Below are 21,752 nucleotides of genomic sequence, written 5' to 3' on the forward strand. Positions count from 1 at the left end.
GCAGCCGCTCCGGCTCAAGCCTGGCGCGCCTCCAGTTCGTCGCGCACCAGCGCGGCCAGCGCCGGGTCGCGAATCGCGAACAACTCGAACACACCCAGCGCCTGCAACACGGGCAGCAGCGCCAGCAAGCGCGGTTCCGCCTGCCGACGCACCGACTCGGGAGTGATCGGGTCGAGCATCAACTGGGCGTTGACCACGAAATCGGTCAGCGCATCGGTGTCCGAAACTTCGCCGTCGACGGCGGGGCTGTCGGTCATCAGTAACGACATGTCGTTCTCCTTCGGGTCGATGCAACAAGGACGTCGGACAGAGCCGCGACGTTACGGGCAGTGCGCCGGACGGGAAATCCGGTTCGTGCGATTGAGCGGGTGGATCGGCCAGGGGGCAGGCCAAGGGTCGCGCCTTGCGCGCAACCGCGGGATATCCCGGCCCGTCTGGGCCTCCGTGCTGGACGGGTCGGGGTAGCCGTTGGATCGAGTGGGTGTCTCAAACTTAACCGCTGCGCGCTACCATGGGCAGACCATTCCCGCTGCTGGTAGTCGCACTACCACCCCAGCTCCCAGGACGCATGGAACATTCCCGCCAACGCACCGAGCTGAAAGCCTTCCTGCGCACGCGGCGCGCCGCGTTGCCGCCCGAAGCGGTCGGCCTGTCGCGCGGTGCACGCCGGCTCACCCCGGGCCTGCGCCGCGAGGAAGTGGCCGCGCTCGCCAACGTCGGCATCACTTGGTACACGTGGCTGGAGCAGGGCCGCGCGATCAACGTGTCCGCCGCCGCGCTGACCCGCATCGCGCAGGCGCTGCAACTGTCGGCCACCGACGAGGCCTACCTGTTCCATCTGGCCGGCCTGCCCCACGCGGAACCGGTGACGCGGCGCATCGTGCTGCCGCCGTCGCTGCAGGGCCTGCTCGATCTCTATCAGGCGCCGGCGTTCGTGATTGATCCGGTGTTCGACGTGCTGGCGTTCAACGCCATGGCCGACCGGCTCTACCGCTTCGACGACTTCGATGGCCGCTTTGCGCGCAACCATCTGTGGAACGCGTTCATGAATCCGCTGCGGCGCGAGCTGTACGCGCCCAGCTACGAGCCGGGCCTGCTCAATCTGCTCGGCGTCTTCCGCATGAGCCACGCCGCGCATCCGGACGACCCGCGCTTCGACGTGCTGATCGATGCCTTGAGCGAAGCCAGTCCGCTGTTCGTCGACCTGTGGCAACGCCACGAGGTGTCGCCGCTGCGTGCCTGGAGCGCGCACTTCAACCATCCCGAATTCGGCGAGATACGCGTGCACTCCAACCGCTTCCCGCTGCGCGACGGCAAGGCCGACGGCGCGGTGGTGTTCTTCTTCGTGCCCGAGGACGAGGCCACGACACAATCCTTCGCCCGCATGACCGAATGCCTGCGCGAGGAAGAAGGGACGACGGCAGCCTGAATCACGGCCCGTTGAACGTCTTTCCAGGAGCCGCTCCTACGATTCGCCTTTACCTGTCGGGAGAGAACGAGGTACGGACGCACTGACCACGACCTCTAGCAAGCGCTAGACCCTCACGCGCCCCAACCAGTCGCCGAGCTGCTTCAGCACCTGGCTGCGACCCGGTTCGGCTTCGTTGAACAGCTCGTGGTACAGCGTGTCGAAGAAGCGCGTGGTGAGCTGCTGCGTGGCCCAGGCGCCATTGGCGAAATCACGGCTGCCGGAAGGGTCGACCAGCCGGTCGCTGCCGGCCACCAGCAACAGGGTGGGCACGCGCAAGCTCGCCGCATCGGCAATGCAGGCTGCACCCGCGCCGAAGATGAAATCGGCCATCCGCGGCGTGACCTGCGCCGTGCGCAAGGGGTCGCTGCGGTAAGCCGCCACCACGCGCGGATCATGCGAGGTGCCGTCGGCCGGCAGGCCGTTGTTCAACGGCAGATTGGGCAGCACGCGGGCCAGGCCATGCGCCAGTCGCTGCAGCCATGCCGGCGTGTGTGCCCGCAGTGCCGGAGAGGACAGCACCAGCGCCGGTGGCGTCACGCGCCCGTCGAGCACGGTGCGCAAGGCAACCAGGCCGCCCATGCTGTGGCCGAGCAGCAGCGGTGGGCGCGGCAGGTCGGCGGAGTAGATGGCGTAGACCATGGCCAGGTCGGCCAGCAGGTCATCGGCTTGGCGCAAGGCCGCGCGCTGGCCGGGCGTGCGCCCGTGGCCGCGCTGGTCGTAACTGCGCACCGCGTAACCGCGCGCCTGAAACCAGCGGGCCAGCTCGCCATAGCGGCCGGCATGCTCGCCCAGCCCGTGCACGATCAGCACCGCATCGCGCGCGCCCGGCAGCGGCCAGTCGTACACACACAACGACTGGCCATCGGCCATCACCTGCTCGTGTCGTTCCGCCTCGCCCGCCGCTGCCACCTGATCCACGTTCGTTCCTGTTCTGCATGACATCGTGCCAGGCGGAAACCGTACCCGGTTCCGTCGCCGACCGGCAATCCACATCGGCAACGGGCGGGATCGGTCAATGCTCCATGACGCGCAGGTTTTTCATCAGCAGGTCGAGTTTGGTCTTCATCTCCGCCTGCGGGTGGCTGCCCTCGGCATCGTAATAGGCGGTGTAGAGCACCCCGGGTTTCACGCCGGCCGGCACATCGACGACACGCATGATCTTGGTGGTGTCGTCGCCATCGATGACCACGCCGTCATACGGGTGGCGATGCTGCAGCAGCTTTTTCCACTCGCTCTGGTAGCTGTCGTCGAGGTCGGGCGAGGGCATCACGTTGCGCGCCACGTTGACCCAGTAATGATCGCTGGCGCTGGCCGCCAACCACACGTCACCCACGTCCCAGGTCACCTTGCCGTGATCGTCGGCATAGGTGAAGCCGAGGGTGAGCAGGCTTTGCGGGTCGATCTTCTGCAAGGTCGGGGTGAAGTCGAAGCTCAGCCGCTGCGAGGCATAGCTGAAACGATGGCCATAATCGATGCCGATGTGAATGTGCTGGAACGCACCCGGCAGCAGGGCGGTGTTCCCGAGGAAATCCTTCCACTGCGCCAGCGTGCCGTCGTAGGTGACGAAGGCGAAATCGGCGATCGCCTGCAGGTTGATCATGTAATCGTGCACATAGCCGGCCGGCAGGATGCGCATCATCACCGCGTAGCCATCGGGTACCGGCAGCGCGAAAGTGATCACCCGGGCATTGACGTACGGCATCGGCCACACCCGCACCTGCCAGTGGCGCTGCCAGCGGTCGGTATACAGCGTGTCCTGCGTCGGCTTGCCCAGCGAGGTGACCTGCACCCGCTCGGGGCCGATCCGGCGCTTGACGAAGCCGGTCTTCAGCAAGGTATCCATCAGCATGACCGGATCGCCGTAGAGCTTTTTCGCGCTGATGCTGTCGGGTTTGCGCAGGTGGAACAGGAAGGTGTGGTTGGCCATGCCAGGGGTCAGGTAGCCGTTGTCGGGCAGGGTGACCTTGCCGCCACTGCGTCCGGCCAGCGCCCAGGTGCCACTGCTGTTGCGCGTGATCAGGGTGGGGAAGTCACCCATCGACGGCATGCCGTGCAGCAGTTCGCTGGAACCTTCGCCGTTCGGGAACAGCTTGGCCGATTCCTTCGCCAGCAAGGCCTTCAATTGGCCATCGGCGAAGTCGTCCATCACCTTCTGGTAGCTGGCGCTGAACTGCGCGAAGTCCAGCGGCAACGCGAACTGTGCCTTCAGCACGTTGCTGAGCATGCTGTCGAACAGGTCGAAGCCGTAGGGAAGGCGCTTGTCCATCACCGCCAGGTTGTCCGGCGCATTCAACACTTCGCTGATCGGCAGCGCGTAGTTGAGGTTCTCGTTGGCCGATTTCATCAGCACCACGCCGATCACCTTGCCGTCCTTGTCCAGCAGCGGACCGCCGCTGTTGCCGGGCGAGGCGGCGGCGGAGAAGCGCATCCACTTCCACTGGCCGTCCTGCTGCTCGGGCGTGTCGGAGGTGTACAGGCCATCGCGGATCACCACGCCGGTGCCCAGCGCGTTGCCCACTGCGTACACCACCTGGTTCAGCGCCGGCTTCGCGTCCACCGTCAGCGCCGCGTCGCCGGGCGGCGGGCTGGCCAGCGAGAACACCACGAAATCCTTGCGCAGCGAGAACTTCTCGATCTTGCCGATGGCATACACGTGACCACTGGCGTCGCGCAGCGCCGGCGGTCCCCACAGGCCGTTCACGCCGGCCAGCAGCACGTGGCCGGCGGTGACGTAGCGGTTGTGGCCCAGCGCGAACGCGGTACCGATGGAGTGGTACTTGTCGGTGCGCTCCTGGTACGGCAGCAGGTCCAGCGGCAGCGGTTTTTCGTAGGTCAGCGGATCTTTCGCCGGCTTCGCTTCCACCACCTCGAACGTGGCCGACTGGATCGTCGGCAGCACCGCCGGGTTCAGCGTGGCGGCCACAGCCGGCCCGGCGATGCCCCAACTTGCGCAGGCGACGAGCGCCAGCAGGGCGAAAACGGATGCCCGCACCGGCGGCTTCCCTGTGATTCCGGATGAAATGCGCATAGGTCCCCTTGATGAAATGACCGCGACCGGATGCCTCCCGGCTTCCCGCACCGCCACGGTCATGCCCGCGCATGGTGGCACGTGAACCGGACATTTGCATGGCCATGCACGGCACATGCCGAGGCTTGCCGAAACGGTCGCGCGACCGCATGTAGTATCGGCAAATCTTCTTCCCCGTCGCGCATCGGCGCCTCTTCAGCATGCGACCGGATACTCGCCCGCAGGACGCATTCCATCCCGCCGTCGCCCATTGGTTCGACGGCACCTTCCCTGCGCCCACCGCGGCGCAGGCGCAGGCGTGGCCGGCAATCCGCGCGGGACAGCACACGCTGGTCGCCGCGCCCACCGGCTCGGGCAAGACGCTGACCGCCTTCCTCGCCGCCATCGACGAACTGGTCTGCGAAGGTTTGGCGCAAGGCGGCGTATTGCCCGACGAAACGCGGGTGGTCTACGTGTCGCCGCTGAAGGCACTGTCGAACGATATCCACGTCAACCTGGAAGCGCCGCTGGAAGGGATCCGCGCCGAGCTGGAAAAGCTCGGCCTGCCCGACGTGGCGATCCGCACCGCCGTGCGCACCGGCGACACGCCGCAGGCCGAGCGCGCGTGGATGCGCAAGACGCCGCCGCACATTCTGGTGACCACCCCGGAATCGCTGTACATCCTGCTCGGCTCGGCCTCGGGCCGCGAGATGCTGGGCAGCACGCGCACGGTGATCGTCGACGAGATCCATGCCATTGCCGGCAGCAAGCGTGGCGCGCATCTGGCACTGACCCTGGCGCGATTGGAAGCGCTGTGCGGAAGGCGGCTGCGGCGCGTGGGTTTGTCGGCGACGCAGAAGCCGATCGAGGAAGTGGCGCAATTTCTGGTCGGCGCGCCAGCTCCCTCTCCCCTTTGGGGAGAGGGTTGGGGTGAGGGGTCACTCTCGCCAAGACCTACACCAGAGCGTGCTTTTGGAAGGGACCCTGCGAGCACTCGCCCCTCACCTCAATCCTCTCCCCAAAGGGGAGAGGAAGCGAACGCGAAGCGCAGCGTCACCATCATAAATACGGGCCACAGCCGTCCGCGTGACCTCGCCATCGAAGTGCCTCCCGTCCCGCTGGAAGCGGTGATGTCGAACGATGGCTGGGAACTGATCTACGACCGGCTGGCGCAGCTGGTGCAGGCGCATCGCACCACGCTGGTGTTCGTCAACACGCGGCGGCTGGCCGAACGCGCGGCGCGGCATCTGTCCGAGCGACTGGGCAAGGACGTGGTCGCCGCGCATCACGGCAGCCTGGCCAAGGAGCAGCGGCTGGATGCCGAGCAGCGCCTGAAACAGGGCGAGCTGAAAGTGCTGGTCGCCACCGCCTCGCTGGAATTGGGCATCGACATCGGCGACATCGACCTGGTCTGTCAGCTTGCCTCGCCACGTTCCATCGCCGCGTTCCTGCAGCGCGCTGGGCGCTCCGGCCACGCCGTCACCGGCACGCCGAAGGCGCGATTGTTTCCCACCACCCGCGATGATCTGGTCGAATGCGCGGCCCTGCTCGACTGCGTGCGTCGCGGCGAGCTGGACACGCTGGTGCAGCCGCCGCAGCCGCTGGACGTGCTGGCGCAGCAGATCGTCGCCGAAGTGGCCTGCCGCGAGTGGGGCGAGGATGCACTGTTCGACCTGGTGCGCCAGGCGCATCCGTATCGCGCATTGTCGCGCGCGGATTTCGACGCAGTGGTACGCATGCTGGCCGACGGCTTCACCACCCGCCGCGGCCCGCGCGCCGCCTACCTGCACCGTGATGCCGTGCATCACCGCTTGCGTGCGCGGCGCGGCGCGCGACTCACCGCCATCACCTCCGGCGGCGCGATTCCCGATACTGCCGACTACCTCGTGGTGCTGGAACCGCAGGCTACCGTGGTCGGCACCGTGCACGAGGATTTCGCCGTCGAAAGCCTGGCCGGCGACATCTTCCAGCTCGGCAACACCAGCTACCGCATCCAGCGCGTGGAACCGGGCCGCCTGCGCGTGGAAGACGCGCACGGATTGCCGCCAAGCATCCCGTTCTGGCTGGGCGAGGCACCCGGTCGCAGCGACGAGTTGTCGTTCGGCGTGTCGCGCCTGCGCGAGGAAATCGGTGCACGGCTGGATGCCGAACCGGTAGGAGCGCACCCTGTGCGCGATAGCCTTTCGCCGGAATCCATATCAGGGCATTCGCGCACAGGGTGCGCTTCTGCATGGCTGCGCGACGAGCTCGGCCTAGGCGAATCTGCCGCACAACAGCTGATCGATTACCTCGCCCGCGCGAAAGCCGCGCTCGGCCTGTTGCCCACCCAGTCGACGCTGGTGTTCGAACGCTTCTTCGACGAATCCGGCGGCACCCAGTTGGTCATCCACACGCCATGGGGCAGCCGCATCAATCGCGCGTGGGGGTTGGCGTTGCGCAAGCGCTTCTGCCGCCAGTTCAACTTCGAACTGCAGGCCGCCGCCACCGAAGACGCCATCGTGCTGTCGCTGTCCACCAGCCACAGCTTTCCGCTGGAGGAAGTGGCGCGCTACCTGCACTCGAACAGCGCCGAGCACGTGCTGGTGCAGGCGCTTCTCGATGCACCGCTGTTTCCCGCGCGCTGGCGCTGGAATGCCGTCACCGCCCTGGCGCTGCCGCGTTTCACCGGCGGCAAAAAGGTGCCGCCGCAGCTGCAGCGCATGAAGAGCGAGGACCTGCTCGCCGCGGTCTTTCCCGACCAGGTCGCCTGCCTGGAAAACATCGTCGGCGAGCGGCAGATCCCCGACCACCCGCTGGTGGCGCAGACCCTGCACGATTGCCTGCGCGAAGCGATGGACATGGACGGCCTGTTGCACTTGCTGCATGGCCTGGAAGACGGTTCGATCACGGTGGTCGCGCGCGACCTTGCCGCGCCCAGCCCGTTCGCCGCCGAGGTGCTCAACGCCGCGCCTTACGCCTTCCTCGACGATGCGCCGCTGGAAGAACGTCGCACCCGCATCGTGCGCACACGCGGCAGCGATATCGAGAACGCCGACGACCTCGGCCGGCTCGACCCCGACGCCATCGACGCCGTGCGTGCCGAGGCCTGGCCCGAAGTGCGCAGTGCCGACGAGATGCACGAGGCACTGAACGTGCTCGGCTTCGTCACTGCTGCCGAAGCCATGGCAAACGACGGCTGGAACGACAAGCTGCATGCGCTTGCCCACGATCATCGTGCGACTCGCCTTTCTCCCTCTCCCCTTCGGGGAGAGGGTTGGGGTGAGGGGACACTCTTGCCGCAGTCTTTATCGGAGCACGCAACTAGCGGCGTTTACGCGAGCACCCGCCCCTCATCCGCCCTGCCGGGCACCTTCCCCCCAATGGGTGGAAGGAATGGCGGCATGTGGGTCTGCGCGGAAAAGCTGCCGCTGTGGCAAGCCGTTCATGCCGACGCCACGCTGCAACCAGCCATCGCCGCGCCGGCCGAGTACGCCGCCCAGGCGTGGACCCGCGACGAGGCCTTGCGCGAGCTGGTGCGCGGCCGGCTGGTCGGGCTCGGGCCGGTCACCGTGGCGACGCTGGCGCAGTCACTGCAGGTCACCGCGAACGATATCGAAACCGCCCTGCTGCACCTGCAGTCGGAAGGCTACGTGATACAGGGCCGTTTCACGCCCGCCGCGATCGACATCGAGTGGTGCGAGCGCCATTTGCTGGCGCGCATCCACCGTTACACGCTGGGCCGCTTGCGCCGCGAGATCGAGCCGGTGAACCGGCGCGACTTCATGCGTTTCCTGCTCGACTGGCAGCACCTCACACCAGCCACGCGCCTGCGCGGACCGGACGCACTCGATGCCGTGCTGGCGCAACTGGAAGGCTATGAAGCGGCCGCCGGCGCCTGGGAATCCGAGTTGCTGCCCGCGCGCATCGCCGACTACGCCAGCAGCTGGCTGGACAACCTGTGCCGAGCCGGTCGGATTGGCTGGACCCGCCTGCGCGCCGGCAGTGGCGGCAGCGGACCGGTGCGCGCCACGCCGATCGTGTTGCTGTCGCGGCGAAGCATGGCCATCTGGACGTCCATTTCTGCAAGCGATACGCCTCAGGAAAGCCTGCTTTCCTCGCGCGCGCAAGCCGTCGCCGACGCGCTGCGCGACCACGGCGCCCTGTTCTTCGACGAATTGCTGCAAGCCACGCGCCTGCTGCGTACCGAGCTGGAAGATGCGCTGGGCGAGCTGGTCGCCGCCGGCCGTATCACCGCGGACAGTTTCGCCGGCCTGCGTGCGTTGTTGCTGCCGGCGGCGAAACGCGAGGCGCCACGCCATCGACGGGTGCGCAGGCATCAATTTGGCGGCATCGAGGATGCCGGGCGTTGGGCGCTGGTGCGCCGTCCCCTTCGCCCCATTGAGGAAAAGGCGACCCCGAAGGGGTCGGATGCGGGGCGGGTGCTCGCGGAAGCTTTGCCAACAGCGAGTGTTGATGAAGATCGGGGCAAGATTGGCCCCTCACCCCAACCCTCGGCAATCGCTCCATGCATTGCTCTACCTCCTGCATCCATGCAGTCGTCTCCCCGAAGGGGAGAGGGAGATGAAAACCTGGAACACATCGCACGCAGCCTGCTCGCCCGCCATGGCGTGATGTTCTGGAAGCTGCTGGAACGCGAGGCGCCGTGGTTGCCGACGTGGCGCGAACTGCTGCGTGTGTACCGCCGATTGGAGGCGCGCGGCGAAATCCGCGGCGGGCGCTTCGTGGAAGGCCTGGTCGGCGAACAGTTCGCGCTGCCCGAGGCGATCCCGCTACTGCGCGACATCCGCCAGCGCGAGCACGGCGGCACGCTGGCCTGCGTCTGCGGCAGCGATCCGTTGAACCTGGTCGGTACCGTGCTCGCCGGCGACAAGCTGCCCGCCGTGCCCGGCACGCGCGTGCTGTACGAGGACGGCGTCGCGGTGGCGGCGCTGGTGGCGAACAAGCCGCAATGGCTGGTCGATGGCGACGCCACGCAGCAGCAACGCTGGCGCCAGGCGCTGTTGCGTCGGTCGGACCCGGTCGCGCGCAACTGATTATCGAAGGGGCCCGCAAACAACAGCAGCGCAATCACCCTTCGACTTCGCTTCGCTACGCTCAGGGCGAACGGGATCTCCGGCCTTTTGTCGGCCCCATCAGTTAACGCCGGTCCACCCGGCCAGCAGACTTGGCAATTCGGCCATGTCGCGGAACACGTGGACCGTGCCGGCGCGCCGCAGCTCGGCACTGCCGGCGTGGCCCACGGGATTGGGGCTGTAGCCGAACACCGTGGCGCCGGCGGCGACGCCCGCCATGGTGCCGATCACGGTGTCTTCGATCACGGCGCAACGCGTGGGGTCTGCGCCCAGCGCGGCGGCCGCGGCGAGATAGACATCCGGATGCGGCTTGCTGCGCGGAAGATCCTGGCCACTGAACACATGCCCGCCAAAACAGTCGAGGATGCCGATCTTGGCCAGCTGCATCTTCACCTTGGCCAGGTCTGCGCCCGACGCGACGGCGATGCGTCCATCCAGCATCCGCTGCAGCGCGCGCACGGCCATGGGCGCCCCGGCGATCTCGGCCAGCTCACGTTCCAGTGCACGGTTTCGGCGCGCCCGGAACTGTTCCAGCCACGCCTGCCTGAGCCGCACGCCGGTGCGCTGCTCGATCAGTGCAGCCTCGTCCCGCACCATTTTTCCGACGAAGATTCGCGTGGTTTCGGCCACGCTGATCGCCCAGCCAAGCTCGCCCAGCATTTCGGCCAGCACGCGGTTGACGATCGGTTCGGAATCGACCAGCACGCCGTCGCAATCGAACAGGACGGCGTCAAAGGGAAACGGGGTCATGGCCATCCATGTTGATGCAGGAGGTGCGACGCGCAGTGTGTCGAATATGTCAGTCGCTGTGGTCGGCGATGTGGATCAGCAAGCCGTCGAGCTCACGGAACTCGCTGCGGCCGGGCATGGCGATGGACTGGCCGGCGCGCACGCCATTGGGCAAGTCCACCGCGAAGGTGCCTTCGAAGAAGATCTGCACGTAGGCGACGCCGGCTTCCTGGTGATAGCCGGTGATGGTCTGATGGCGTGCCGAGAACAGGTGGCGCGAATTTTCCGCCAGCCGGCGCAATTCCTCGATGCCCAGCGTGCGCACCGAGGGTCGGCCGCCGGTGTAGTTTTCGAATACCACTTCGCGGTGCACCGTCGCCAGCATGGCATCCACGTCCATGCGGTTGTAGGCGGCAATGTAACGGTCGATCAGCTCGCGCATGCGGGCCGGCTCCTGGTGAGTGGCGGGGACACCATTCCAGCATGCCCCCGCCGCGAGTTCCAGTGAGCTCAGCGCGACACGTTGTCGGTGCTGTCGATGAAGCTCGCCACGTTGTCATGCAGCTTCTTCAGCGACGGCACGTGCGCGTAGACCATGTGGCCGGACGGATACCAATGGTAGGAAATGTTCTTCTGCAGCGCCTCCGGAATCGGCAGGTGGTCCATTTCGTATTGCGCGGTGTAGAACGGCGTGGCCAGGTCGTAATAGCCGCCGTTGAGCATCACCTTCAGGTCCGGGTTGGTCTTCATCGCCATTGCCAGATCGCCCATCACGTTGAGCGAGCCGTCGTGGCCATGGTGCTTCATGTCCCAGTGGTCGATGTCGGCGTACAGGCGATAGGTCTGGTTCTGGCCGAACTTCAGGTCCTTGCGCACGTAATTGTTGAACGCCGCCACGTAGGCCGAGCTGATCGCCGAGGACTGCGGGTCGTATTCGGAGCTCTTGCCCATCGCGTCGATCGACGGACCGGAGAAACGCGTGTCGAGGCGGCCGGTGCTGTCGTCACTGGCGGCCAGCAATTCGTGCTCGAACATGCCGCCACTGACGCGCAGGTTGGCCTTCAACAGGTAGGCCACCGGCAGGCCGATGTACTGGTGCAGTTTTTCGGCCACCGCCTGCTTGCGCGCGGGATCGAGCGTCGCGCCGGCCATCAGCGCGCTGGCGTACTCGCCGGTGGCGTACTGCTCCACTTCCTTGAGGAAGCTCTGCAGGTCGGCCGGCGGCGAGGGCAACTTGTGGTGGTAATACGCGGTGGCGGCAAAGGTGGGCAACGCCAGCTCGTAGGGCAGGTCGATACCGGGATTGTGACTGGGGCCGTCGATGCTGAGGTCGAAGTTGAGGATCTGCGACAGCAGGATCACGCCGTTCAAGTCGACGCTGTCCTCGTTCTCCAGATCGTTCGCCACCACCGCCGAACGCGTGGTGCCGTAGCTTTCGCCGAACAGGTACTTGGGCGAGTTCCAGCGGCCGTACTTGGACAGGAACTGGGTGATGAACTGGGCGAAGGCATGGCCGTCGCCATCCACGCCGTAGATCGCCTTCTTGCGATCCTTCATCTGCTTGGCGCGCTTGGCCGGGTCCTTGTCGTTGGCGATCAGGCGGCTGAAGCCGGCGCCGGGCGCGTCGATGAACACCAGGTCGGAGGCATCGAGCAGGCTGTAGTCGTTGTTGATCAACTGGTACGGCGCGGCCGGCGTGTGGCTGTCATCCGCGGTCACCACGCGACGCGGTCCGAACGCACCCATGTGCAGCCACACCGTCGCCGAACCGGGACCACCGTTGTAGATGAAGGTGATCGGTCGCTTGCCCGCTGCCACGCCCTTCTTGAAATAGGCGGTGTAGAACATGCTGACCGTGGGCTCGTTTTCCTTGTCGCCCTTGCCGTGCAGCACCAGCGTGCCGGCCACCGCCTGATAATCGATGCGCTTGCCTTCCACCGAGACCGAACCACTGGTTGTCGACGACTGCGGCACCAGCATCGCCTGTGGCGAATCGGCGGCCGGGGTTTTGTCGTGGTGCTTGTCGCCGCCGGCCAGGGCGGTGGTGCTGAGCAGCAGGGCGGCCAGGGCGGTGGCCAGGGGCAGTTTGCGCATCGGTGGGGATTCCTCGACGGTGGGGCGCGCGGAGCGCAGGGAACCGGTCGAGCTTAGGCGTCGCCCACCTGTCGCTTCACCCCCCAGAAGTCACGCCCACGCTCCTGACATCGCTGCGGTCAATGCGCGGCCACTTCCCAGCCATGCGTGAGCAGTGCCACCGCCAGCAATGCCAATCCCAGCGCGGCAAGATTCAAGCGGCTCAACCGTTCGCGGAACAGCCACAGGCCGACCAGCGCGCCCAGCGCCACCGCCCCCAGGTTCATGCTGGCGAACACCAGCGCCGGGTCATGCGGCAGAGCGCGATGCGCATGCAGGTAGAACAGGATGTTGCCGAAGTTGAGCAAGCCCAGCAGCACGCCGCCGGCCAGGCTGCGCGCGGTGAAGCGTGCCCGTCCGCGCAGGCAACGCGTGATCTCGATGGCAAACGCCACCAGCAGCGCCAGCGCGAACATCGCCTGCAGCGACGTGCCCAGCGCCAGTCCGGCCGCCGCCACGCGCTTGAGCAGGATGTCGATCACGCCGAAGCCGACGAAGACCAGCAATGGGTAGCTCCACCGCGGCATCCCGTCTGCCAGCAGGACGTTCGTCGCAGCACCGCGTTCCGCACGCCATACCATGCCGGCCATCGCCAGCAGGCCGAGTACGCAGCCGGCGGCCTTCAGCGCATCCAGCTTTTCGCCGAACAGCACGAACGCAGCCAGCAGCGAAATCAGCAGCGACAGCCGCTGCGCCGCATCCGAACGCACGATGCCGGCGTGCCGCACCGAAGCGCCCAACGCCAGGAAAATCGTTGGCAGCAACACGCCCAAGCCAACCAGCGCCAGCCACGGCACGCCGGACTGCTGCAGCGGCGCCAGCGACGGCCGCAGCATCAGCGTGGTGAGTACGCTCGCCACCGCGTAATTCCACGCCACCGCCTGGCCGATATCGATGCCGAAACGCCGTGCCAGCTTCAGCAGCACCGACACCAGCACGCTGCACAGCACGCTCAGCCACACATAGACCATGGATCGATTCCGGCAAAAGGCAGTCGGCGAGCGTACATCGCCGTGCCGCACGTGACGCGCCCCGGAATTTGACCCGGGTGATATTGACAATGGTTTTTACCCGGGCATAATGCGCCAACCTTTCCCATGGACGCGCGCCATGTCGCCACACGACAGCACCACCTGCACCGCCTTCGACGGTCACCGCCTGCTCGCCTCCGGCCCGCTGGACGAGGTGGCGCTGGCGGCCAGGCAGGCGCTGGATGCCGGCGCGCAAGGGCCGCTGCTGGTGCTCGACGATGCCAGCAGCCTGCCGGTGGAAATCGATTTCCGCGGCACCCCAAAGGAAATGCTGGCCCGACTTCGTCGCACCACCGCCGCACCGACGCCCACCGCCGCACGCGGCCCCGGACGACCGAAGCTTGGCGTCACCGCGCGCGAGGTGACCTTGCTGCCGCGCCATTGGGATTGGCTGGGCCAGCAGCCCGGCGGTGCCTCGGCGACGTTGCGCCGGCTGGTCGAAGAGGCAAAACGCAGCAGTGGCGCGAAGGAACGCGCGCGCCTGTCCGGCGAGTCCGCTGACCGCTTCATGCGCGTGATGGCCGGCGACCTGCCCGGCTATGAAGAAGCCTCGCGCGCGTTCTGGCGTGGCCAGCGCAGTGTCTTCGCGCGCTGCATCAAGACGTGGCCGCAGGATGTCCGCGATCACCTGCAGCGACTGGCCACCATCGCCTGGGATGAACAGGCCGACGTGCGCTGAAGTTCATCTCGCTTCTCGATAACGGTTTGTAGATACCTCCCACGGGCGAGGCTTTTGCCCTGGCATCCGAAAAGCCTGAAAGGCATCGCCCGCGAGCGGGCTCCTGCAGGGCCGGGGAACGATCCATCGTTGCAAAGACTTTGGGCGGGCTCTCGGGCTACGCTCGACGCTCGCCGTCGCATGACCATCCTTCCGACCGTCCATCGCCTCCCTCCATCCCATCCCCAGCCCAGAGCCACCATGCCACCCACTGCCACCCGTCGCCCCTCGCTCACCGAGGGTCCGATCGCCCGCACCCTGCTGACGTTCTCGCTGCCGATCCTGGGCGCGAACGTGCTGCAGTCGCTCAACGGCTCGATCAACATGGTGTGGATCGGCCACTTTCTGGGCGAGTCGGCACTCACTGCCAGCGCCAACGCCAACCTGCTGCTGTTCCTGTTGCTGGGGCTGGTGTTCGGCATCAGCATGGCCAATACCTTGATGGTGGGGCAGGCGGTGGGCGCGGGCGACATCGACCAGGCCAAGCGCGTGGTCGGCACCAGCGTGGGCTTTTTCGTGGCGTTGTCGGCGATCGTCGCCGCGCTGGGCTACGCGTTCGCGCCCGAGATTCTGGCCGCCATGCGCACGCCGCCCGACGCGCTGCCACTGGCGGTGGCGTATCTGCGCATCATCTTCCTCGCACTGCCGTCGATGTACCTCTACAACTTTCTGATGATGACGCTGCGCGGTGCCGGCGACTCGCACACGCCATTCCTGTTCATGCTGATTTCGGTAGGACTGGATATTGGCCTGAACCCGCTTTTCATCTTCGGCATCGGGCCGTTTCCGAAGCTCGGCATCGCCGGTTCGGCCACCGCCACGCTGATCGCGCAGACCGTCGCACTGCTGGCGCTGCTGGCATGGTTGTACCGACGCAAGCATTTCCTCTGCCTGCATCGCGGCGAGCTGCATTACCTGAAACCGGATTTCGCCATCCTGCGCGCGCTGGTGCTCAAGGGCCTGCCGATGGGCATGCAGATGGTGGTGATCTCGACCTCGGCGCTGGTGATGATCAGCCTGGTCAACGCCTACGGCTCGCAGACCACCGCCGCCTACGGCGCCGCACTGCAGTTGTGGACTTACGTGCAGATGCCGGCGCTGGCGATCGGCTCGGCGGTATCGTCGATGGCGGCGCAGAACGTGGGCGCGCAGCGTTGGGACCGGGTCGGCCGGATCGCGGCCATCGGCCTGGGCTACAGCCTGCTGCTCGTCGGCACGCTGGTGGCGATCATCTACCTGTTCAACCACGGCGCGCTGGCGTTGTTCCTGCCGCGCGACGGCGAGGCGATCACCATCGCGCAGCACATCAACGCGATCGTGGTGTGGTCGTACCTGTTCTTCGGGCTGGGCTTCGTGCTGTTCGGCGTGATCCGTTCCACCGGCGCGGTGATGCCGCCGCTGGTGATCCTGGCCATCGCGCTGTGGTGCGTGCGCGTACCGTTCGCGTGGCTGCTGCACGGCCACTTCGGCGCCAATGCGGTGTGGTGGAGCTTCCCGCTGGGTTCGCTGACCATGTTGTTGCTGGCCGCCGTGTATTACCGCTGGGGCGGCTGGCGCAAGGCGCGACTGCTGGCGCATCCGCCGCGCACCGGCATGGCCAGCGCGCCGGTCGGCGCAGCAGCGCCAAGTGAAAGCTGAGCCACCCCTCCGACTCACGTTCCCTGCATTCCACTGTGGAGTTTCCTCACCCATGAACACGGCTCGTACCGTCCGCTTCCGGCAAATCGACGCCTTCACCTCGGTGCCGTTCAAGGGCAATCCGCTGGCGGTGGTGTTCGATGCCGACGATTTCGACACCGCGCAGATGCAGGCCATCGCGCGCTGGACCAACCTCTCCGAAACCGTGTTCCTGCTGCAGCCGGATCATCCGGACGCCGATTACCGCGTGCGCATCTTCACCACCGGCGGTGAACTGCCGTTTGCCGGTCATCCCACCCTGGGCAGCGCGTACGCCTTGCGCGACAGCGGCTATCAGCCGCGCCAGCCGGGCCGCATGGTGCAGCAATGCGGTGTCGGCCTGGTGGAACTGAGCGAGCGCGATGACGGCCACTGGGCCTTCGCCGCACCAACGGCGCGGATCACGCCACTGCCGACGGAGCACCATGCGGCGCTGACCCATGCGCTAGGCAGCACGGCGATCGATTTTGGTGCACCGCCCTGTGCCGTCGACAACGGCGCACCGTGGCTGGTGGTGCGCATGCACTCGGCCGCCGACTGTCTTGCCGTGCAGGCTGACGCCGCCGCGCTCGCCGCAGTCACGCATGCCGCTGGCACCCACGGCGTGGCGATCTACGCGCCGCATGGCGCGGAGGGTCCGACACATTTCGAAATGCGCTGCCTGATGAGCGGCGGCGATTTCGGCCTGGGCGAAGACCCCGTCACCGGCAGCGCCAACGCGGCGCTGGCGTGCTTGCTGGAGGCCCAGGGAAAGCGTCCCTCCGCCACCTACAGCGTGCGCCAGGGCACCGTGCTGGAACGCGACGGCCGCGTGGCGATCAGCCACGACGATGATGGTCGCATCTGGATCGGCGGCGATTGCGTCAGCGTGATCGAAGGCAGCTTTCGGCACCCCTGAAACAAACTTCAGGCACATGGCCGTCGGAAGGCCCCGTCGAACGGGGCCTTCCGACCGCTGTTTACCAACCCACCGTGATGGTCGCCACCGTGGGATTGGTACCGATCAGCGATGAGCTGAAACCGCTGACGTCGTCATACGGAAAACCGTAGGTGAGCTGATTGATGCTGTGCGTGTGCCAGAACGCGGAGTAGTAGTTGGTCGGGCCGCTGTTGTAGAAGTCCGCCGAGGTATTCCAATCGGCCGAATTTCCGGCGACATGGCGGTTCAGCGCCGCATCCAGCTGTGCCTGGATCTGCAGCTGCTTGGCCGTCGCCACCCCGGGCGCCGCATTGCTGGCATCGTTGAACACGCCGTTGCCCAGCAGCACTTCCTGCGTGCTCGGCATGTTGTTGACGTAGTACGTGCCCTGGCCGTCGGTGAACACGAACTGGTTGCCGACGACATGCCCGGTGAAGGTGCCCTGCGCATCGGTGAACACCAGCGACTGGCTGCGATACTGGTTCCACACCGACTGGATATAGCTGTCCAGATAATGCGCGTTGGCACCGCCGCTGCCGAAGCCGCCATGCGTGGGCGCCACGATGCGGTACGGCGCCTGCACCTGGGCCAGCGCCTGGAACGGTTGCGGCACTTGCGCCACGAATTCCTGGAACAGCGCGGCACGCGTTTCCGTTTCGCCGACGGTGTGGTCGTAACCGCTCGGGTCCTGCAGCCGCAGCCGCACCGGGAAACCGAACTGGTCGACGCGCGTGGTGTTGCCGTAGAAATTCGTGGCGTTGATGTTCACCTCCACGAAATCGTAGGTCACGTCGATGTTGGGATCGCTCGGGTTGTCGATGTTCGGACCGGTGTAACCATAGACCGGACTGCCCACCGCCTGGATGTACATCGGGCTGCCCACGCTCAGGTAGATCCGCGCCGACAGGATCTGCGGCACCGTGAACGATTTGCACTGCGAGAGCGGAATCGAATAGTTGACGTAGTTCTGGCCGTCCTTGGTCAATGCACCATCATCGCCGGGCTGCATCGGGATGAGGGCCCCGGCGCAGTTGACGTGCACGAAGGTGCCCGGATGAGCCGGATCCTGGCCGACCATGGTCCAGTAAACCTGGTTGTCCTGATAGGCGCCGTGGGTGCCGTTGATCAGGTTGAACGTGGTGCCCACCGACGGAAACACCGGGCTCGGCGAGGGTGAAGGCGTGGGCGAAGGAGTCGGCGTCGGCGCGGGTGCCGGTGCGGCGTAACTCAGTGTCTGTGTCGGCGTATTCACCGCCGAGCCATCGCTCTGGCCGATGGTGAACCAGTAGCTCACCACCTCGCCGCTGCTGAGGCCGGAAATCTGGTAGCTGTTGCTGGTGCCGCTGTTGTTCATGCGCACATTGAGCTGGCTTCCGCCCGCGAGGCTGTAATGCACGTCGGCCCAGGCACCGCCATTGGCGTAGAACTGCAAGAGGCCACCCGCCTGAGCGGTGGCGCCATAGGTTGCCGTGGGTGCGGGCGTTGGCGCAGGCGCGGGCGCGGGAGTTGGCGCGGGTGCTGGGGCGGGCGTCGGACTGGGTGCCGGCGAACCGCCGCAGGTGCCAGTGACCGTCCACGGCTGGCCGCTGCCAGCGCCGCCGTTATTCGTGGCCGGGTCGTTACCCTGCGTCCACCAGTTGGCCACGTAATTCACACCGTTCTCGCTGGCGGTGTTGCCGGCGGTGTACACCGATGAAGCATTCCAGGCGGCCGCACAGGTCGTTTGTGCGTGCACGGCCTGGATCGGCATGAGCGTCAGCGCGGTCGTGGATAGCGTGGCGCAGATCGCGGCACCCAACGAGCTCACTGCGAGCATCGGCCATTTCGTCGATCCAATCTTCTTATGCATGGGTTGTCTCCTCCACTTCGGGCGAAATCACAAGCAATGATGGATATCGACGATTGAGTGGCCACGCTCCGTGCAGCCATGTGGGGACAGTCGCCATGACGCTTCCTTGCCGAAACCGCTTGTCGTGGTGTGATCGCAAGCCGGACCGGGCAAGTCAGGGTTGCGCCAACGGAAAATCATCGTGCGTGACGCGCCGACCTTCGAGCCGATCCGGCCTTTCCCCCATGGCACGGTCGAATGGCTGCGAAGATCCTGCGGCAGCGCGAACAACTCTGAAAATACCAGCGCTGGCATTTTTGAAAATACAAGCGCTGGTATTTTTGAAATGAGAGCTGCGTCGCCGAATCGGCGTTTTCCCTGCCTCCATTGGCGGCCAGGAACGTGGGCGGCAGCGGATTCCGGCTGACGTGTCCCGTGGAACATTCGGAACTGCCAAACGATTACGCCGGCACAAGCCGGCGTGATGGCCTGCTTGCCCCGGTACGCGACCGGGACTGGCGGATCAACGGTTCGTGCGCAACGCCGCGGCTTCGCGCGCCAGCAGCTCGATGCCGGCCCAGTCGCCGGCCTTCAGCTTGTCCTTCGGGGTCAGCCATGAACCGCCGACGCAGGCCACGTTGGGCAGGGCGAGGAAATCCGGCGCGCTGCTCAGGCTGATGCCACCGGTAGGACAGAAACGGATCTGCGGCAACGGACTGGCCCAGGCGCCCAGCAGCTTGTGGCCGCCCACAGGCACCGCGGGGAAGAGCTTCAGATGGCGATAACCGCGTTCGAGCAGGCTCATCGCCTCGCCCGCGGTGGCCACGCCCGGCAACAGCGGCAGCTCGCCGGCATCGGCAGCGTCGAGCAGTTTCGGCGAGGCGCCGGGCGACACCGCGAAGCGCGCGCCGGCCGCACGCGCGGCTTCCAGTTGATAGCCGTCGAGCACGGTGCCGACACCCACCACCGCATCCTCGACCTCGGCGGCAATGGCGCGGATCGCATCCAGCGCCACCGGCGTGCGCAGCGTCACCTCGATGCTGCGGATACCGCCGGCGACCAACGCGCGCGCCATCGGCACGGCATGGGCCAGCTCATCGATGATCACCACCGGTACCACCGGAGCGAGCGCAAGGATCTCGGCGAGTTGCTGTTGCTTGGTTTCTTGTGGGGTCATGGGAAGGGCGGCTCGCAAAAAAAGTGGCAGAAAAGAAGTGAGTGGAGAGGAGTGAGAAGTGAGAGAAAACCGAGACGGACGCATTGGCCCTTCTCTCACTCCTCACTTCTCATTTCTCACTCCTGAAATCACGCGTCAGCCGCGTGATGGCGATCGTGCTTGCCGAAGATGGTGGCGCCGGTGTCGGCCGATCCGACCGCGTTGCGCAGGCAGGCGAACAGTTCGCGGCCCATGCCCACGTGGTGGCTGGAGAGGTCGGCATGGACCTGCTCGCGCGCGGCCCATTCGGCGGCGTCCACCTTCGCCTCCAGCGTGCCGTTGATGGCATCGAGGCGAATGATGTCGCCGTCGCGCAGCTTGCCCAGCGGACCGGCGTCGATCGCTTCGGGAGTGACATGGATGGCCGCCGGCACCTCGCCGGAAGCGCCGGACATGCGCCCATCGGTGACCAGCGCCACGCGGTGGCCACGCTCCTGCAGGATGCCCAGCGGCGGTGTGAGCTTGTGCAGCTCGGGCATGCCGATGGCCTTGGGGCCCTGGAAGCGCACCACGGCGACGAAGTCGCGATCCAGCTCGCCGCGGCTGAATGCAGCCTGCAATTCTTCCTGTTCGTGGAAGATCACTGCGGGCGCCTCGATCACCATGCGATCGGCCGGCATCGAGGACACCTTGATCACCGAGACGCCGAGATTGCCCTTGAGCACGCGCAGGCCGCCGTCGGGGCGGAACGGTTCCGTTGCCGGGCGCAACACGTCGAGGTTGGCGCTGGCGGTGACTTCATTCCAGACCAGCTTGCCGTCCCCGTCCAGCGTCGGCATGCAGCGGTAAGCGGCCATGCCCTCGCCCCACACGGTGCGCACGTCGCCATGCAGCAGGCCGGCGTCGAGCAGGGTGCCGATCAGGAACGGCATGCCGCCGGCGTGGTGGAAGTGGTTCACGTCGGCACTGCCATTCGGATACACGCGCGCCAGCAGCGGCACCACCGCCGAGAGCGCGTCGAAATCTTCCAGCGTGAGCACGATGCCACCGGCGCGCGCCATCGCCACCAGATGCATCAACTGGTTGGTCGAGCCACCGGTGGCGTGCAGGCCGATCACGCCGTTGACGATGGTGCGCTCGTCCACCATCCGGCCGACCGGGGTGAACTCGTTGCCCAGCGCGGTGATCGCCACGGCGCGGTACACCGCGGCACGGGTCAGCGCGTCGCGCAACGGCGTGTTGGGGCTGACGAAGCTGGCACCGGGCAGGTGCAGGCCCATGATCTCCATCAGCATCTGGTTGGAGTTGGCGGTGCCGTAGAAGGTGCAGGTGCCCGGCGCGTGGTAAGCACCCGCTTCCGCTTCCAGCAGATCTTCCCGCGTCGCCTTGCCCTCGGCGTAGCTCTGGCGCACCTTGGATTTCTTGTCGTTCGACAAGCCGCTGGGCATCGGCCCGGCCGGCACGAAGATGGTCGGCAGGTGACCGAAGCTCAGCGCGGCGGTGACCAGGCCCGGCACGATCTTGTCGCAGATGCCGAGCATCAGCGCCGCGTCGTAGGTGTCGTGCGACAGCGCCACCGCGGCGGCCATCGCGATCACTTCGCGCGAGAACAGCGACAGCTCCATGCCGGCGCGGCCCTGGGTGATGCCGTCGCACATCGCCGGCACGCCGCCGGCCACCTGCGCCACCGCGCCGACCAGCCGCGCGGCCTCGCGGATCTGCTGCGGATAGGGCTCGTAGGGCTGGTGCGCCGAGAGCATGTCGTTATAGGCGGTGACGATGCCCACGTTGGGCGTGACCTTGCCGCGCAACGCGCTCTTGTCGGCCTCGCTGCTGGCGGCGAAGGCGTGCGCCAGGTTGCTGCAGCCCAGTCGATGCCGGTAGACGCCCTTGCTGCATGCCTCGTCGATGCGCGCCAGATAGGCGCCACGACTGTGGCGGCTGCGCTCGACGATACGCTGGGTGACTTCGGCAACAACGGGATGCAGCGTGTTCATGGGTGACTCCTGGC

General features: G+C 66.5%; 15 protein-coding genes. 5 read left to right on the forward strand and 10 right to left on the reverse strand.

Annotated elements, in window-relative coordinates:
- Positions 1-14 precede the first annotated feature (14 nt).
- On the reverse strand, positions 15-269 hold the full coding sequence (locus tag AB7849_RS08870) for a hypothetical protein (protein WP_008211612.1): 255 nt from the start codon (positions 267-269) through the stop codon (positions 15-17).
- Between the two features lie 299 nt (positions 270-568).
- Here AB7849_RS08870 and AB7849_RS08875 point away from each other — a divergent pair, with 299 nt between their 5' ends.
- Positions 569-1,429 (forward strand): helix-turn-helix transcriptional regulator, encoded by an 861-nt coding sequence (locus AB7849_RS08875; protein WP_008211615.1) that lies wholly within the window; start codon positions 569-571, stop codon positions 1,427-1,429.
- A 105-nt stretch (positions 1,430-1,534) separates the two neighbouring features.
- Here AB7849_RS08875 and AB7849_RS08880 read toward each other — a convergent pair whose 3' ends face one another.
- Together AB7849_RS08880 and AB7849_RS08885 are read right to left on the reverse strand one after the other, a co-directional pair.
- Positions 1,535-2,341 carry an alpha/beta hydrolase gene (locus AB7849_RS08880; RefSeq protein WP_439822712.1) on the reverse strand — a complete coding sequence of 269 codons (807 nt, stop codon included), beginning with the start codon at positions 2,339-2,341 and terminating at the stop codon, positions 1,535-1,537.
- Between the two features lie 142 nt (positions 2,342-2,483).
- Positions 2,484-4,463, reverse strand: coding sequence for a S1 family peptidase (locus AB7849_RS08885; protein ID WP_008211620.1), 1,980 nt, complete (start codon positions 4,461-4,463; stop codon positions 2,484-2,486).
- Between the two features lie 236 nt (positions 4,464-4,699).
- Here AB7849_RS08885 and AB7849_RS08890 point away from each other — a divergent pair, with 236 nt between their 5' ends.
- Positions 4,700-9,511 carry a DEAD/DEAH box helicase gene (locus AB7849_RS08890; protein WP_369500877.1) on the forward strand — a complete coding sequence of 1,604 codons (4,812 nt, stop codon included), beginning with the start codon at positions 4,700-4,702 and terminating at the stop codon, positions 9,509-9,511.
- Between the two features lie 99 nt (positions 9,512-9,610).
- Here the strand turns inward: AB7849_RS08890 and AB7849_RS08895 are convergent, their stop codons facing one another.
- The 4 genes from AB7849_RS08895 to AB7849_RS08910 all read right to left on the reverse strand — a co-directional run bounded on the left by AB7849_RS08895 (position 9,611) and on the right by AB7849_RS08910 (position 13,383).
- Positions 9,611-10,300 carry an HAD family hydrolase gene (locus tag AB7849_RS08895; RefSeq protein WP_037099828.1) on the reverse strand — a complete coding sequence of 230 codons (690 nt, stop codon included), beginning with the start codon at positions 10,298-10,300 and terminating at the stop codon, positions 9,611-9,613.
- Positions 10,301-10,349: 49 nt separating this feature from the next.
- Positions 10,350-10,721, reverse strand: a complete 372-nt coding sequence (locus AB7849_RS08900) for a nuclear transport factor 2 family protein (RefSeq protein ID WP_008211504.1) — start codon at positions 10,719-10,721, stop codon at positions 10,350-10,352.
- Between the two features lie 68 nt (positions 10,722-10,789).
- Positions 10,790-12,373 carry a S10 family peptidase gene (locus tag AB7849_RS08905; RefSeq protein WP_008211505.1) on the reverse strand — a complete coding sequence of 528 codons (1,584 nt, stop codon included), beginning with the start codon at positions 12,371-12,373 and terminating at the stop codon, positions 10,790-10,792.
- 119 nt (positions 12,374-12,492) lie between these two features.
- Entirely contained in the window at positions 12,493-13,383 is an 891-nt protein-coding gene (locus AB7849_RS08910) for a membrane protein (protein WP_008211506.1), read from the reverse strand.
- Positions 13,384-13,522: 139 nt separating this feature from the next.
- Between AB7849_RS08910 and AB7849_RS08915 the strand changes: the two genes are divergently transcribed.
- The 3 genes from AB7849_RS08915 to AB7849_RS08925 all read left to right on the forward strand — a co-directional run bounded on the left by AB7849_RS08915 (position 13,523) and on the right by AB7849_RS08925 (position 16,736).
- A complete protein-coding gene (locus tag AB7849_RS08915) occupies positions 13,523-14,122 on the forward strand; it encodes a DUF2239 family protein (protein WP_008211507.1) in 600 nt (199 codons plus the stop codon).
- Between the two features lie 240 nt (positions 14,123-14,362).
- Entirely contained in the window at positions 14,363-15,799 is a 1,437-nt protein-coding gene (locus AB7849_RS08920) for an MATE family efflux transporter (protein ID WP_369500887.1), read from the forward strand.
- A gap of 52 nt (positions 15,800-15,851) precedes the next feature.
- The gene (locus tag AB7849_RS08925) at positions 15,852-16,736 is read left to right on the forward strand and encodes a PhzF family phenazine biosynthesis protein (RefSeq protein WP_008211510.1); all 885 of its coding nucleotides are present in this window, start codon (positions 15,852-15,854) and stop codon (positions 16,734-16,736) included.
- Positions 16,737-16,797: 61 nt separating this feature from the next.
- Here AB7849_RS08925 and AB7849_RS08930 read toward each other — a convergent pair whose 3' ends face one another.
- The 3 genes from AB7849_RS08930 to edd all read right to left on the reverse strand — a co-directional run bounded on the left by AB7849_RS08930 (position 16,798) and on the right by edd (position 21,738).
- Positions 16,798-18,606, reverse strand: coding sequence for a beta-1,3-glucanase family protein (locus tag AB7849_RS08930; RefSeq protein ID WP_092704591.1), 1,809 nt, complete (start codon positions 18,604-18,606; stop codon positions 16,798-16,800).
- A gap of 502 nt (positions 18,607-19,108) precedes the next feature.
- The gene (gene eda / locus AB7849_RS08935) at positions 19,109-19,762 is read right to left on the reverse strand and encodes a bifunctional 4-hydroxy-2-oxoglutarate aldolase/2-dehydro-3-deoxy-phosphogluconate aldolase (RefSeq protein ID WP_369500890.1); all 654 of its coding nucleotides are present in this window, start codon (positions 19,760-19,762) and stop codon (positions 19,109-19,111) included.
- 128 nt (positions 19,763-19,890) lie between these two features.
- Positions 19,891-21,738: a phosphogluconate dehydratase gene (edd, locus tag AB7849_RS08940; protein ID WP_369500891.1), complete on the reverse strand. Its 1,848-nt coding sequence runs from the start codon at positions 21,736-21,738 to the stop codon at positions 19,891-19,893.
- Between the last annotated feature and the right edge of the window lie 14 nt (positions 21,739-21,752).

It is taken from the genome of Rhodanobacter sp. FW021-MT20, assembly GCF_041107475.1.
In the GTDB taxonomy this organism is placed as follows: domain Bacteria; phylum Pseudomonadota; class Gammaproteobacteria; order Xanthomonadales; family Rhodanobacteraceae; genus Rhodanobacter_A; species Rhodanobacter_A glycinis.

Bases quoted from the DNA above. Each gene is read 5' to 3' on its own strand.
- AB7849_RS08870 (WP_008211612.1), bottom strand. From the start codon at position 269: ATGTCGTTACTGATGACCGACAGCCCCGCCGTCGACGGCGAAGTTTCG.
- AB7849_RS08875 (WP_008211615.1), top strand. From the start codon at position 569: ATGGAACATTCCCGCCAACGCACCGAGCTGAAAGCCTTCCTGCGCACG.
- AB7849_RS08880 (WP_439822712.1), bottom strand. From the start codon at position 2,341: ATGGCCGATGGCCAGTCGTTGTGTGTGTACGACTGGCCGCTGCCGGGC.
- AB7849_RS08890 (WP_369500877.1), top strand. From the start codon at position 4,700: ATGCGACCGGATACTCGCCCGCAGGACGCATTCCATCCCGCCGTCGCC.
- AB7849_RS08895 (WP_037099828.1), bottom strand. From the start codon at position 10,300: ATGACCCCGTTTCCCTTTGACGCCGTCCTGTTCGATTGCGACGGCGTG.
- AB7849_RS08900 (WP_008211504.1), bottom strand. From the start codon at position 10,721: ATGCGCGAGCTGATCGACCGTTACATTGCCGCCTACAACCGCATGGAC.
- AB7849_RS08905 (WP_008211505.1), bottom strand. From the start codon at position 12,373: ATGCGCAAACTGCCCCTGGCCACCGCCCTGGCCGCCCTGCTGCTCAGC.
- AB7849_RS08910 (WP_008211506.1), bottom strand. From the start codon at position 13,383: ATGGTCTATGTGTGGCTGAGCGTGCTGTGCAGCGTGCTGGTGTCGGTG.
- AB7849_RS08915 (WP_008211507.1), top strand. From the start codon at position 13,523: ATGTCGCCACACGACAGCACCACCTGCACCGCCTTCGACGGTCACCGC.
- AB7849_RS08920 (WP_369500887.1), top strand. From the start codon at position 14,363: ATGCCACCCACTGCCACCCGTCGCCCCTCGCTCACCGAGGGTCCGATC.
- AB7849_RS08925 (WP_008211510.1), top strand. From the start codon at position 15,852: ATGAACACGGCTCGTACCGTCCGCTTCCGGCAAATCGACGCCTTCACC.
- AB7849_RS08930 (WP_092704591.1), bottom strand. From the start codon at position 18,606: ATGCATAAGAAGATTGGATCGACGAAATGGCCGATGCTCGCAGTGAGC.
- eda (WP_369500890.1), bottom strand. From the start codon at position 19,762: ATGACCCCACAAGAAACCAAGCAACAGCAACTCGCCGAGATCCTTGCG.
- edd (WP_369500891.1), bottom strand. From the start codon at position 21,738: ATGAACACGCTGCATCCCGTTGTTGCCGAAGTCACCCAGCGTATCGTC.